Source organism: Arthrobacter sp. TJ-265 (assembly GCF_058269135.1).
The window spans coordinates 25,677-38,300 of sequence record NZ_JBZCND010000006.1 but is presented as its reverse complement, the minus strand read 5'-3'; the positions used below and the strand labels follow the sequence as shown (position 1 = coordinate 38,300).

Sequence of the window (12,624 nt, the reverse complement as noted above, 5' to 3'; positions counted from 1 at the left end):
GGTGGTTGCTCCCGGCCCGGGGCGCGAGGTCACCCCGCGCGGGTGACGTGTCGCGTATCGCCGGTGCGCAGGATGAGTACGGACGTCTTCAGCATGGCTGAGACGGCCAGGAGGGCCGGCGGACTGGCTCCGGCCCGGTGTGCAGATCCGGCCCGACCCGAAGGAGACGACATGTGTCGTTGGCTAGCGTACTCAGGTTCCCCCGTGCGATTGGACGACCTCCTCTACAGACCCGTCAACTCCCTCGTCATGCAGAGCAAGCACTCACGGATGGGCGTCGAGACCACCAACGGGGACGGGTTCGGCGTCGGGTGGTACGGGACCGGGCCGACCCCCGGGGTCTACCACAGCACGGAGCCTGCCTGGCACGACCGCAACCTGCGCGAGCTCGCAGGGCACGCCTCGGCAGGCCGCGTCTTCGCCCACATCCGTGCCACGACCGGCACAGCCGTCCAGCAGACGAACTGCCACCCGTTCCGTCACGGCCGGTGGCTCTGGATGCACAACGGGGTGCTCCTGGACTTCCCGAAGGTGAAGCGCGATCTGGCCATGGCGGTCGAGCCCAGCCTCTACCCCGAGATCGAAGGGTCGACGGACTCGGAGCTGTTCTTCTACCTCGCCCTGACCTTCGGGCTTGAGCGGAACCCCCGTGCAGCGGTCGCGGAGGCCGTGGGGCTGATCGAGGACACCGGACGGCGCCACGGCATCGACTACCCCATCCAGATGACGGTCGCCACCACCGACGGCGACACCACCTGGGCCTTCCGGTACTCGAGCGAGGGCAACTCGCGATCACTGTTCCACAGCAACGACATCGCGACCCTCCGCGCCCAGTACCCGGACAACCCCCTGATCCACGAACTCTCGGACGATGCGCGGCTGGTGGTCTCCGAGCCATTGGGCGATCTCCGTGGCGCATGGCGGGAAGTGCCGGACGCCACCTGCGTCGTCGTTCACGGAGGCGAGCAGGAACTGTACCCGTTCGCCCCTGCGCTTCCGGTCGCCGCAGCTGTCTGACACATCTCCGGCATCCGTCCGCCGGACGTGATGGCGCCCGCCGGGAGGTCACCCCGGGCGGGTGACGCGCCGCCTGTGACCGGCGCACAGGATGAGACTGCGGTGGCCCGTCGGACCGCCCGTGACACTGAGAAACGGAGGTCTTCAGCATGGCTGAGACATTGGATGAACTAGGGCCGGTGGATTGGCTCGTCGTGGAGTTCCCCGGACCGGACTTCGGTAGAGGCCAGATCGCCCCGTTCCTGGACGACCTGGTCAACCGTGAACTCGTCAGGGTCCTCGACATGGCGTTCCTGCGGAAGAACGCGGATGGCGCCCTCGAGACGGCGGAGATCTCCGACCTCGACGAGACCGAGCTCGGCGGGGTGCGCATGGCCGAGGCAGAGCTCGCCATGGTGCTCTCCGAGCAGGACATCCTGGACCTGGCCGAGACGATCGAGCCCGGCCATTCCGCCGCTGTACTCGTCTGGGAGAACCAGTGGGCGGCCCCGTTCGGTGCGGCCGTCCGGAAGGCCGGCGGCCAGCTCGTGGCCAGCGGCCGGATCCCGACCCAGGCCGTCATCGCCGCCTTCCAGGCCGATGAGGCCGAATCCCGGTCAGCCGAAGGAATGAAGGAAGGAGTCTGACATGCCACTCGCAGCACGACGCAGGCGCAGGACCGCCGCCGCCGTCGGCGGCGCCATCGTCGTCGCCCACGGGATCAACCGTCGCGGAGACCGCAGGGAGGATCGACGGGACGACCGCGGGGACCGGCGCGAGGATCGCCGCGACCGCCGCGACTGACGTCACCGCAGGCGCGTCACAAGTGCATCCCTGACAGGTTCGGGTCTTGTGGCGCGTGCGGAGGCGCCGTACTCTGCGGTCCATGGCGCTGGACGGCTCCCTGATCGATTGGCTCCTGACCTCGGATCCCGCGCTCCGATGGCAGGTGGAGCGGGACCTCGCCGGTGCGCCGGAGGAGGCCTGGATGCACACGCGGGACCTTGTCGCCACGGAGGGTTTCGGCGCACGGCTCCTGGCCCATCAGGACGCCGATGGGCAGTGGGCCGGTGGCGCGTTCTTCCCCGCCGGGTTCGACCTGGAGGGTCTCGAAGCCGCCGCGTCGGACGGCCAGCCCTGGACGGCGACCACCTGGTCCCTGACGAGCTTGCGGCAATGGGGTCTGGACGCCGACGCCCTGAGGGACACCGCGGAGCGGCTCCGGGTCAACAGCCGCTGGGAATACGACGACCTGCCCTACTGGGGTGGCGAGGTGGACGCCTGCATCAACGGTATGACGCTCGCCAACGGAGCGTGGCTCGGCCTGGACATGGGTGCGCTGGCGGAGTGGTTCGTGGAGCACCAGGTCGACGAGGGCGGCTGGAACTGCGCGTGGGTGGAGGGCTCACGGAGGGCGTCCTTCCCGTCCACCCTCAGTGCTCTGGATGGAGTGCTCGATTACGAGATCCTCACCGGCGGGAGCCGACGGCTCACCACCGCCCGGCATGCGGCCGAGGAGTACCTGCTGCGCCGGCGGCTGCTGTACCGGCTGGGCACGGGCGAACCCGTGGCGGCCTGGGTCGGCGCATTCGCTTACCCGTTCCGGTCCTACTACAGCGCACTGCGCGCCCTGGACTACTTCCGTCGTGCAGCGGAGCATGACGGCGCGGCGCCGGATCACCGGCTCGAGGACGCCGTCGAGCTCGTCCGCACGGCCCGGCAGCCGGACGGCACCTGGCTGCAGCAGCGCCGCCACCCCGGCGAGGCCTGGTTCGACGTGGACGTGCCGGCGGGGGTACCGTCCCCCTGGGTGACGTTCCACGCGGCGCGGGTGCTCCACTGGTGGGATTCCGCCCGCGGCCCCGCGGAGAGCGCCGCACCGTCGAGACAGGGGGGAGGATCATGACGAATCGTCGACCGGGCGTCATTGCGGCGACGGCGTCCCTGGTGCTCCTCGTCCTCACGGGCTGCGACGGGACCGGACCCGCCGCCGCGCCGGAACCGCCGGCGGAGGGCAACGTGCTCGACGCCGCCGATGTCCTGACGTCCGCCGAGGAGCAGGAGCTCGACGCGCTCATCGACGGGCACAACGGCCGGACCGACGCCGCGCGCGTGGCCGTCCTGACGGTGGAGGACGCCGGCGGGTCCATCGAGGACTACGCCCGCTCCGTCGCGACCGCCTGGGGCGTGGGGGACGCCGGCGCCGACAACGGCGTGCTCGTCGTCGCGGACACCGGGGAGCGGGAACTGCGTATCGAGACCGCCGACGGCGTACGCGAGGCGTTCTCCGACGACGACGCCGCGCAGGTCATCGGGGACGTCCTCGAACCGGCATTCGCCGACGAGGAGTACGCTGCGGGGCTGACGGAGGCCGTCGGCCGGATCTACACCTACGCGCAGGGCCAGGAGCCGGTGAAGGAGCCGTTCGACTGGGTGCTCCTCGGCTGGGTCGCGGGCGGCCTCGCCGTCCTCCTCGGCGGCATCGTGTGGCTGTTCGCCGCGGACTCCCGCCGCCGTCGTTCCATCGCGAACGAGGAGCTGCGGGCAGCGGAGGACGCCGACCCGGACCTCCGCCTCACCGAGCAGCAGCGCGACGCCTACCGGAAATACCGGTACGGCCACCGGAACGACGACGCCGTGAGCAACCCGGCCGTCTGGCTCCCCCTCTATCTCGCCAACCCTGCGCTCTACTCCGGGGGCAGCGGGGGCGACACCTCGGGGTCCTCCTTCAACGGAGGCGGCGGGTTCAGCGGCGGCGGGGCGTCGGGCAGCTACTGACCGCAGGGGGACGCGCCGGCCCTACTGATCGACGGCTGCGCCGATCGGTTCGAGCACGACATCGGGGAAGTCCTTCCGGAAGTGCCCCACCTTCCACTTGTCCCCGAACACCGCCACGATCTCGCCGTCGGACCGGAAGAGGATCTCGCCGCCGCGGAAGGTCCCCGGGACGCCCTCGCTCTCCGGCGCCACCCGCATCGCGAGCGTGTAGGAGAGATTGTCCAGCGACGTCGGCGCGTTGAACTCGGTGCCGAGCCGCTCGGCGGCGACCTCGAACTGCAGTGCCCCGACGGCGGCGAGCACGGGCGCCTGGTCGCCGCGGAGGTCCGAGCGCAGCACCTGCACCACGCCCTCGTGCTCGAGCTGTTCGATCCCGCGGCGGAACTGCTTGTACCGTCCAGGATCCTTGGCGCGGGCGACGGCGAACAGCTCGGGGGAGAAGCGCGGGATGTCGGGGAACTGCACGGGCTCCTCGGCGAACAGGCTGTCGCCGACGCGGAGGCTCGTCGCGTTCACGAGCCCGACGACGTCGCCCGGCCACGCCGTGTCCACCACCTCGCGGCTGCGTCCGAGGACGCGGTGCGCGTACTTGGTGGCGAAGGGCTTCCCGGTGCGCTGGTTGGTGATGACCATGCCGCGCTCGAACGTGCCGGAGCAGATACGCAGGTAGGCGATGTGGTCGCGGTGGGCGCTGTCCTGGCCGGCCTGCACCTTGAACACGAAGCCGGACATCGGCGCGTCGATGGGGCGCGGCTCGTCCTCCTTGGAGGGCCGCGGGGAGGGGGAGGGGGCCACGTCCACCAGGATGTCGAGGAGCTGGGAGACGCCGAAGTTCTTGGCCGCGGCCGCGAAGAGGACGGGCGTCTGCCGGGCCGCCTCGAACTCCTCGCGGTCGAAGGAGCCGTTCGAGGATTCGACGAGACCCGACTCCTCGCGCGCATCGAGCCAGGCGCCGGCGTCACGCGGATCGAGCGCGTCGATGTCCACCTCGGTCTCCGTGGCGGCCTGGGCGCCGGCCTCCACGGCCGTCAGTGCGATCGCGCGCTCGGCCCGGAGGTCGATGAGTCCCTTGAACTCCCCGGCGATCCCGGCCGGCCAGGTGAGCGGGACCGGGGTCATCCCGGTGCGCTCCCCGACGTCGTCGATCAGGCCGAGGGCGTCGAGGCCCGGCCGGTCCCACTTGTTGATGACGGTGATGATCGGGATGTTCCGGGCCTTGCACACGGCGAGCAGCTTGACGGTCTGCGGTTCGAAGCCCTTGGCGGCGTCGATCAGCATCACCGCGGAGTCGACGGCGGCGAGGACGCGGTAGGTGTCCTCCGAGAAGTCCGCGTGGCCCGGGGTGTCGACGACGTTGAGGATGGTGTCACGGTAGGTCAGCTGGAGGGCCGCGGAGCTGATCGAGATGCCGCGCTCCTGCTCGATGCCCATCCAGTCCGAGACGGTGGCGTGACGGCTCGACTTGCCGTGCGTGACGCCGGCGTCCTGGATGGCCCGGGCGAGGAGCGCCAGCGCCTCCGTGAGGGTCGACTTCCCGGCGTCGGGGTGCGAGATGACGGCGAAGGTACGACGGCGGCCGGCCTCGCGGCGGACGGCGTCGGCGTCGAGGACGGGGGATTCGGTTAGCAGGGCCACCCTTTCATTGTCCCCGATGCCGGCGGGAAGCCCGTCGGAGGAGGCACCTGTTCGCTGTCCGCATGGGTGCGGGCGCCCTGGACGGCCTGTGGCGGCGGATCCCGACGGAGTTCCCGGCGTCAGGGCAGCTCGAGCCGCATGAGGATCCGCGGGAACCCGTTCACCACCGACGCGGTGTCCGCCGCCTTCCTGAAGCCCGCGGCCTCGAAGAGCCGACGCGTGCCCACATAGGCCATGGTGGTGTCCACCTTCCCGCCGGCGTTGTCCACGGGATACCCTTCGACGGCCGGCGCTCCGTGACTGCCCGCGAAGTCCACCGCGCCGGCAAGGAGCCGATGCGAGATCCCCTGGCCGCGATGGCCCGGCCGCACCCGGATGCACCACACCGACCACACGTCGGCGTCGTCGACGCGGGGAATCGTGCGGCTGCGGGCGAATGCCGTGTCGGCGCGCGGGTGGACCGCGGCCCACCCGACGACGTCGTCGCCGTCGTAGGCGAGCACCCCGGGCGGCGGATCCTGATGGCACAGGCGCTGCACGAGGCCGCCGCGATCCTGCCCTGTCAGTGCGGCATTCTGCTTGGCCGGGAGCCGGTAGCTGAGGCACCAGCAGACATTCGCGTCCACGCGTCGGGGTCCCACCATCGTCGCCACATCCTCGAACGTCGTCGCCGGGCGCACCTCGATCACCATGACCCCACTGTTCCACCTGCGCCCCGGCCGGACAACGGCCACGGTGCCGCGGGAGGGTGCCCGCGTACCTCGTGGGTCCCGCGCCTGGCAAGCCCTTTCGAGACTCATTCCAAGGCCACGGGTCGGCAAATGCTAAGTAGGCTGATGAAAGGAGTCCCAAGCAGGGTCCCTTCCCAACCTAAGGAGCGCCATGATTCGCAAGACCGCAGCTACCGCAGCCCTCTCCCTCGCCATCCTGACGGGAATGGCAGCCCCTTCCATCGCCTCTGAAGAGCCGGCGCCCACCACCCAGACCCAGGAGAGCGACGACAGCGGCGACAACGGCCTGTGGGGCCTCCTCGGCCTCCTCGGCCTGGCCGGCCTGCTGAAGAAGAACAAGAAGGAGCACGTCGACCACCGTGCCAACGGCGCCTCGAGCGTCAACGACCCGAACCGCACCGGACACTAGGTTCCGGCACCCGGCCGGCCCGCAGCGTAGGGCCGCCCGATGACATGAGGGCCCATTCCTTCCGGAATGGGCCCTCATGGTGTTCCCGGGGGCGCCTAGTGGTCGACGCGCTCCGCCGTGGTGTTCCGCAGACTCCACGCGGCCAGGACGGACGCCCCGACCATGAGCAGCGCCGCGATGCCGGCTGTCAGGGTGACGCCGCTGTCGAAGGCGTGGAACGCCGAGTCCCGGAGCAGGGCCGCGCTGGTCGGACCGAGCTGGGTCGCCACCTCGACCGCGCCGCCGAGGGTCTCGGTGGACGTCCCCGCCTGGCCGCTGCTGAGTCCCGTGGGGAGCAGCAGGTTCCGCTGGTAGGACGCCAGCAGGATGCTGCCGAGGACGGCGGTCCCCAGGACGGAGCCGACCTCGTAGGCGGTCTCGGACACGGCGGATGCCGCGCCCGCCTTGGCTGCGGGGACGGAGGACAGGATGAGGTCGTTGGAGACGGTCTCGGATGCGCCCACGCCGATCCCGAGGATCACGAAGGCGGCCATGAGGAAGCCCGCGGACCCGCCTTCGCCGAGCAGGGCGATCATCGCGTAGGCGACGGCCGAGAACATCAGGGCGACCGAGACGACGAGGTGCGGCCGACCCCGGCGGGCCAGCGGCACGACGGCGAGGCCGGCGATGATCGTCACGAGGAGGCCCGGCAGCAGGACCAGTCCGGCGTCGAGCGGGCTGAGCCCGAGCACCAGCTGGAGGTGCTGCGAGACGAAGAACAGGAAACCCACGAGCGAGAAGATCGCGAAGAGGTTCACCAGGACGGCGCCGCTGAACGCACGCACCGTGAAGAGGCGGACATCGAGCATGGGGTTGCGGCGTTGCAGCTGGCGGGCGACGAAGACGGTGCCGGCCGCGATGCCGATGAAGGCTGCCGTCACGGAAATGAGCAACGGGCCTCCCTTTGCGAGGTTCTTGATGGCGTAGACCACCGGCAGCATGGTGCCGATCGACAGCACGATGCTCGCGTAGTCCACGAGCCCCGGATGGGAGTCCTTCGATTCGGGCACCAGGACGGGGGTCAGCGCGAGCATGAGCACCAGCACGGGAACCGCCAGGAGGAAGACCGAGCCCCACCAGAAGTGCTCGAGCAGGGCGCCGCCGAGCAGGGGGCCGAGCGCTGCGCCGGCCGAGAAGCCCGCGGCCCAGACCGCGATGGCGATCCGACGCTGGTTCCGGTCAAGGAAGATGTTGCGGATGAGCGAGAGGGTCGAGGGCATGAGCATGGCGCCGAAGACGCCGAGACCCACGCGTGCGGCGACGAGGAACGCCGCCGTCGGGGCGAACGCCGCGACCACCGAGAAGACGGCGAACCCCACCGCGCCGATGATGAGCAGGCGGCGGCGGCCGAAGCGATCGCCGAAGCTGCCCATTGCCACCAGCAGGCCGGCGAGCACCAGGGGATAGCTGTCGACGATCCAGAGCAGTGTGGTCCCGCTCGTCGCGAAGTGGCGGGAGATCTCGGGCAGGGCGAAGCTCAGCACGGTGTTGTCCACCGAGACCAGCAGCACCGGCAGCATCAGCACGGCGAGGGCGAACCATTCGCGGCGGCCGGCCAGGGGATCGGGGGAGTGAACGGCACGCGGGTTCACCCCGAATGCACGTGCGGAGGAGGAAGGTGTCATGGTCATCCACCTAAGCTATACCGTCCAGCCGGTACAGTACAACAATCGTGACCGGTATCATCAGTAGGTGTCCAGTTCCCGCGAGCGCATCCTCGACAGCTTCGAGAACGCCCTGATCCGCGACGGCGAGAGGGCCGCCACCATGGAAGCGGTAGCCGCGGCCGCCGACGTCTCCAAGGGCGGACTGCTCTATCACTTCCCCTCCAAGGAGGCGCTCGTCGACGGCCTGGCCCACCGCCTCCGCGGCCTCGCCGACAAGGACCGCGAGATGATGACGGCGGCACCGGACGGGGCGGCCCGCTACTACGTCCGGACGTCCGTCTTCGAGGACAGCCCGCTCGACCGCGCGCTCGTGTCCATGGCGCGCCTCGCCCAGCAGGGGCACCCGACGGCGAAGGCCTCCCTCGCCGACATCCAGGAACAATGGCTCGACGCGCTCGATGCTCAACTCGGCGACCGCACCACGGCGCACGCCGTCAAGCTCCTCGGCGACGGCCTCTACTACGACGCGGCCTTCTTCGCCTCGGCCGGGACCGGCAGCACCAGTGGCGCGGAGATCGACGAGCTCCTCGGCGTCGTGGATCTCATCGTCAGTCGGAGCGGACGCGGCGCCACCGCGCCCTGACGAGCCCCGTCCCGTCCTCCGGCGCCGGGACGGTTCCGAGGGAGGAAGGCCTCACTGGAGTGAGGCCTGCAGACAGGACCGACCGGGCCGAGCGGCCCGGGCACTCAGCGAGGGGACAGTGGATGATCAAGGGTTTCAGGGACTTCGTTCTGCGCGGCAACGTGATCGAACTGGCGATCGCCGTCGTCATCGGCAGCGCGTTCACCGCCCTCGTCAGCGCCTTCACGGCGAACATCATCAATCCGGTCATCGCCTCCGCCGGCGGGATCGACGCGGCCGGCCTCGGCTTCCGGATCCGGCCGGGCAATGACGCCACCTTCGTCGACGTGGGCGCCGTACTCACGGCCGTCATCACGTTCCTCATCACGGCGGCCGTGGTCTACTTCCTGTTCGTCGTACCCATGAACCGCGCCCGTGAGCGGCTGCGTGCGCTCGCCGCGCCTGAGGACCCCGAAGAGGCGCCGATCCCGGTCGACACCGCACTCCTCACGGAGATGCGCGACCTGCTGAAGGATCTGGCCTCCAGGGAGACCCGGCGGTGACCGGGGCGCCTGCGGGTCTTCGCACTCTCCGCCCGCAGGCCCCGCCGCTCTGCGCGGCCGTCCGGGTGGTGGCGCGCTAGCGCCTCGTCGTGGCGAGGTCCGACGTCGACGGCCCCTCGAGCAGCTTCCCGTCCGCCGTGAAGCGAGACCCGTGGAGCGGGCAGTCCCAGGACCGCTCGGCGTCGTTCCAGGAGAGGATCCCCTTCAGATGCGGGCAGACGGCCGACACGCGGTGCTGCACGCCGTCGACCGTGCACACCCCGATGGGGCGCGCACCCTCGCGGATCACCCGGCCCTCCCCTTCGCCGGGCGTGGAGGACGAGGATCGCGCGAGGCCGCCCAGCCACCCGGTGACCATCTCCATGCCGACGACGGCGTTCGCCTGAGCCGTCTGGAGTGCGTCCGCCGGGCTGACCCGCGTGCGGTACAGCGTCTCGGCCCACGGCATGTTGCCGCCGAGGATCTCGCCCGCGAGGGCCAGTGACGCCGTCACCGCGTTGGTCATGCCCCACTTGTTGTAGCCGGTGGCCGCGTAGAGGTGGCCGCCTCCGGCGGGCACCTTGCCCACGTAGGGGACCGCCGCGGCCGGCGTGTAGTCCTGGGCCGACCAGGCGTAGGCGGGGCGTGCCGTCGGGAAGTACTCCCGTGCCCACCGCGTGAGGCCGTCCACCCTGGCCCGGGTGTTGGAGCTGTGGCCCACCTTGTGGCCGTTGCCCCCGACGATCAGGTACGTGGTGCCCTCGACGACGGCGGTGCGCAGGGACCGGGTGGGGGAGTCCGCGCTGAGGTACATGTCCTCCGGGACGTCGCCGTCCACGGTCAGGGCCACGCAGTACGAGCGCATGGGCTGCAGCACGGCGAAGTAGCCCCCGCGGTCGAGGATGGGGATGCCCGTGGCGAGGACGACGGTCGACGCCGCCACCGGGCCCGCGCTGGTCCTCAGCTCCACGCCGTCCGCCCCCTCGCGAGCCTTCGCGACGCCCTGCACGCGGACGCCCTCGACCAGCGTGCCGCCGTGCCGCCTGAACTCGGCGGCCAGCCCGGCCAGCACCTCCAGCGGATGGAACTGGGCCTGGCCCTCCAGACGCAGCGTCCTCCGCACGGGGAAGGGCAGGGCGGCCGCGCTGCCGAGCTCGGTGGCGAGGCCGGCCGCGACGCACGCCTCGTGCTCGTCCGTCAGCTTCCGTGCTCCGGTGTCCGTGGTGGCGTACTGGACGGCGTCCCGGGTCTGATAGTCGATGCCGTGCTCGTCGCAGAAGCGCAGCAGCCAGCTCTGCCCCTCGCGGTTCCCGAGGACGTAGGCCCGGGCGAGCCCGACGTCGTGGTGCTTCAGGATCGCCGAGATGCTCGTCCCCTGCAGGAGCGAGAGCTTCGCGGTGGTGTTGCCCGTGGTCACTGCTCCGGTGGTCCGGGCCTCCAGGACCGCCACCCGGTGCCCCGCCCGGGACAGCAGGAGCGCCGTCGTCAGCCCTGTCAGTCCTGCCCCGACGACGACGGAGTCGTAGGCGGCGCCGGCCGGCAGGGTGTCCGCCGGGATGTGCGGAGCGGTATCGAGCCAGAGCGATCTCATGGTGGTCCCTTCCGGATCCGGTCGGTGGTCCCCACCGAACCACTAAGCCTGCTTACAGTCAAGGGTCCGGGCCCGTCGGTGGCGGGCGCTAGGGTTGCCCGACGACCGTCCCCTGCAGGAAGGCACCTCCGTGCACGTCCAGCTCGTCCTTCCGCACCAGCTCTTCGAGGAGCATCTCGAGGCATCCCCGGACACGCACTTCGTCCTCCTCGAGGACGACCTGATGTTCCGCAGCCTGCGGTTCCACCAGCAGAAGCTCGTCCTGCACCGTGCGGCCATGACCATCCTGGCGCGGCGGCTCCGGGACGCGGGCTACGGTGTCGACTACGTCGAGACCTCCGCGGAGGCCACCAGCCAGGAGCGGCTGGCGGCCGCGCTCGCGGACCGCGACGCCACGCACGTGACCTACTACGACGTCGTCGACGACTGGCTGGACCGGCGACTCACGCGGACCCTCGCGGATGCCGGCGTGGCGGCGCGGGTCCTCGAGACCCCGCAGTTCCTCACGTCGCGCGACGTCCTCGGGACCTACTTCTCCTCGCACAACTGGCGCATGCAGACCTTCTACGAGTGGCAGCGCAAGCGGCTCGGCATCATGGTGGAGGCCGGCGGCTCCCCGACGGGCGGGAAGTGGAGTTTTGACGCGGACAACCGCAAGAAGCTGCCGAAGAAGATCGACCTGCCGGACCTGCCCCGGTTCGAGCGGCCGCCGGAGGTCGAGGACGCCATCCGCTGGGTGCAGGGCGCGTTCCCGGACAACCCCGGCACCGCGGAGTCCTTCAACTGGCCCGTCACGCACCGGCAGGCCTCCGATGCCCTCGAGGCGTTCCTCACCGAGCGCTTCGAGCTGTTCGGGCCGTACGAGGACTCGATCGCGGAGGGCCAGACCTACCTCTTCCACTCGGCGCTGAGCTCCAGCATGAACACCGGCCTCCTCAGCCCTGCCGAGGTGGTGGACCTCGCCCTGGACTTCGCCGACCGCCACGACACGCCGATCGCCAGCGTCGAGGGCTTCGTTCGCCAGGTCATCGGATGGCGGGAGTACATCCGGGCGTCCTACGTACTCCGCGGGCGGGAGATGCGTACCGGCAACACGCTCGGGTTCACGGCGGACCTCCACGAGGGCTGGTGGACCGGGGACACGGGCCTCGCGCCGGTGGACTCCGTCATCACCCGCGTCCTCGACACCGCCTACGCGCACCACATCGAGCGGCTCATGGTGCTGGGCAACGCGGCCCTGCTGATGCGGGCCAAGCCGGACGCCGTCTACGAGTGGTTCATGGAGATGTTCATCGACGCCTACGACTGGGTGATGGTGCCCAACGTCTACGCGATGAGCCAGTTCGCGGCCGGGACCATGATCACCACCAAGCCGTACGTCAGCGGCAGCAACTACATCAAGAAGATGAGCGACTTCAAGGACGGCCCCTGGCGGTTCAGCTGGGACGCGCTCTACTGGGAGTTCGTCGGCGACCACCGGGAGCTGTTCGCCCGCAACCCGCGGTCCAACATGGTGGTGGTGCTCCTCGACCGCATGGATCCCGAGCGGCGGGCGTCCCTGCGGGAGGAGGCGGCGCGGTGGCTCCCGGGCGACGGGGCGACGACGGCCGTGCCGCCCGCGGACGTGTCACCGGCCGGTGGGGCGACGGCGGCCACGCTTCCCGGCCTATAGTC

General features: G+C 70.6%; 13 protein-coding genes. 9 read left to right on the top strand and 4 right to left on the bottom strand.

Annotated features, from left to right (window positions below):
* The first annotated feature begins 171 nt into the window (after positions 1-171).
* The 5 genes from AC4D2E_RS16140 to AC4D2E_RS16120 all read left to right on the top strand — a co-directional run bounded on the left by AC4D2E_RS16140 (position 172) and on the right by AC4D2E_RS16120 (position 3,774).
* A complete protein-coding gene (locus tag AC4D2E_RS16140; protein WP_490910418.1) occupies positions 172-1,017 on the top strand; it encodes a class II glutamine amidotransferase in 846 nt (281 codons plus the stop codon).
* Between the two features lie 149 nt (positions 1,018-1,166).
* The gene (locus AC4D2E_RS16135; RefSeq protein ID WP_104167656.1) at positions 1,167-1,643 is read left to right on the top strand and encodes a DUF6325 family protein; all 477 of its coding nucleotides are present in this window, start codon (positions 1,167-1,169) and stop codon (positions 1,641-1,643) included.
* 1 nt (position 1,644) lies between these two features.
* Positions 1,645-1,800: a hypothetical protein gene (locus AC4D2E_RS16130; protein ID WP_156135027.1), complete on the top strand. Its 156-nt coding sequence runs from the start codon at positions 1,645-1,647 to the stop codon at positions 1,798-1,800.
* Positions 1,801-1,882: 82 nt separating this feature from the next.
* On the top strand, positions 1,883-2,902 hold the full coding sequence (locus AC4D2E_RS16125; RefSeq protein ID WP_490953271.1) for a squalene cyclase: 1,020 nt from the start codon (positions 1,883-1,885) through the stop codon (positions 2,900-2,902).
* Positions 2,899-3,774: a TPM domain-containing protein gene (locus AC4D2E_RS16120; RefSeq protein WP_490910416.1), complete on the top strand. Its 876-nt coding sequence runs from the start codon at positions 2,899-2,901 to the stop codon at positions 3,772-3,774. Before AC4D2E_RS16125 ends, AC4D2E_RS16120 begins: the two co-directional genes overlap by 4 nt.
* A 21-nt stretch (positions 3,775-3,795) precedes the next feature.
* On the opposite strand, the gene AC4D2E_RS16115 is transcribed toward AC4D2E_RS16120, so the two are convergent.
* Together AC4D2E_RS16115 and AC4D2E_RS16110 are read right to left on the bottom strand one after the other, a co-directional pair.
* Positions 3,796-5,409 (bottom strand): peptide chain release factor 3, encoded by a 1,614-nt coding sequence (locus tag AC4D2E_RS16115; protein WP_490953270.1) that lies wholly within the window; start codon positions 5,407-5,409, stop codon positions 3,796-3,798.
* Positions 5,410-5,528: 119 nt separating this feature from the next.
* Entirely contained in the window at positions 5,529-6,101 is a 573-nt protein-coding gene (locus tag AC4D2E_RS16110) for a GNAT family N-acetyltransferase (protein WP_490953269.1), read from the bottom strand.
* A 190-nt stretch (positions 6,102-6,291) separates the two neighbouring features.
* Between AC4D2E_RS16110 and AC4D2E_RS16105 the strand changes: the two genes are divergently transcribed.
* Positions 6,292-6,549, top strand: coding sequence for a WGxxGxxG family protein (locus AC4D2E_RS16105; protein WP_104167660.1), 258 nt, complete (start codon positions 6,292-6,294; stop codon positions 6,547-6,549).
* Between the two features lie 95 nt (positions 6,550-6,644).
* Here the strand turns inward: AC4D2E_RS16105 and AC4D2E_RS16100 are convergent, their stop codons facing one another.
* Positions 6,645-8,213, bottom strand: a complete 1,569-nt coding sequence (locus tag AC4D2E_RS16100; RefSeq protein ID WP_490953324.1) for an MFS transporter — start codon at positions 8,211-8,213, stop codon at positions 6,645-6,647.
* A 67-nt stretch (positions 8,214-8,280) separates the two neighbouring features.
* Between AC4D2E_RS16100 and AC4D2E_RS16095 the strand changes: the two genes are divergently transcribed.
* Positions 8,281-8,838, top strand: a complete 558-nt coding sequence (locus AC4D2E_RS16095; RefSeq protein ID WP_490953268.1) for a TetR/AcrR family transcriptional regulator — start codon at positions 8,281-8,283, stop codon at positions 8,836-8,838.
* 122 nt (positions 8,839-8,960) lie between these two features.
* Positions 8,961-9,380: a large conductance mechanosensitive channel protein MscL gene (mscL, locus tag AC4D2E_RS16090; protein WP_490910413.1), complete on the top strand. Its 420-nt coding sequence runs from the start codon at positions 8,961-8,963 to the stop codon at positions 9,378-9,380.
* A 76-nt stretch (positions 9,381-9,456) separates the two neighbouring features.
* Here mscL and AC4D2E_RS16085 read toward each other — a convergent pair whose 3' ends face one another.
* A complete protein-coding gene (locus AC4D2E_RS16085; protein ID WP_490910412.1) occupies positions 9,457-10,950 on the bottom strand; it encodes an FAD-dependent oxidoreductase in 1,494 nt (497 codons plus the stop codon).
* A 94-nt stretch (positions 10,951-11,044) separates the two neighbouring features.
* On the opposite strand from AC4D2E_RS16085, the gene AC4D2E_RS16080 reads away from it, so the two are divergent.
* On the top strand, positions 11,045-12,622 hold the full coding sequence (locus AC4D2E_RS16080) for a cryptochrome/photolyase family protein (RefSeq protein WP_490910411.1): 1,578 nt from the start codon (positions 11,045-11,047) through the stop codon (positions 12,620-12,622).
* Positions 12,623-12,624: the final 2 nt, after the last annotated feature.

Bases quoted from the DNA above. Each gene is read 5' to 3' on its own strand.
- mscL (WP_490910413.1), top strand. From the start codon at position 8,961: ATGATCAAGGGTTTCAGGGACTTCGTTCTGCGCGGCAACGTGATCGAA.
- AC4D2E_RS16100 (WP_490953324.1), bottom strand. From the start codon at position 8,213: ATGACACCTTCCTCCTCCGCACGTGCATTCGGGGTGAACCCGCGTGCC.
- AC4D2E_RS16105 (WP_104167660.1), top strand. From the start codon at position 6,292: ATGATTCGCAAGACCGCAGCTACCGCAGCCCTCTCCCTCGCCATCCTG.
- AC4D2E_RS16120 (WP_490910416.1), top strand. From the start codon at position 2,899: ATGACGAATCGTCGACCGGGCGTCATTGCGGCGACGGCGTCCCTGGTG.
- AC4D2E_RS16110 (WP_490953269.1), bottom strand. From the start codon at position 6,101: ATGGTGATCGAGGTGCGCCCGGCGACGACGTTCGAGGATGTGGCGACG.
- AC4D2E_RS16135 (WP_104167656.1), top strand. From the start codon at position 1,167: ATGGCTGAGACATTGGATGAACTAGGGCCGGTGGATTGGCTCGTCGTG.
- AC4D2E_RS16140 (WP_490910418.1), top strand. From the start codon at position 172: ATGTGTCGTTGGCTAGCGTACTCAGGTTCCCCCGTGCGATTGGACGAC.
- AC4D2E_RS16130 (WP_156135027.1), top strand. From the start codon at position 1,645: ATGCCACTCGCAGCACGACGCAGGCGCAGGACCGCCGCCGCCGTCGGC.
- AC4D2E_RS16125 (WP_490953271.1), top strand. From the start codon at position 1,883: ATGGCGCTGGACGGCTCCCTGATCGATTGGCTCCTGACCTCGGATCCC.
- AC4D2E_RS16085 (WP_490910412.1), bottom strand. From the start codon at position 10,950: ATGAGATCGCTCTGGCTCGATACCGCTCCGCACATCCCGGCGGACACC.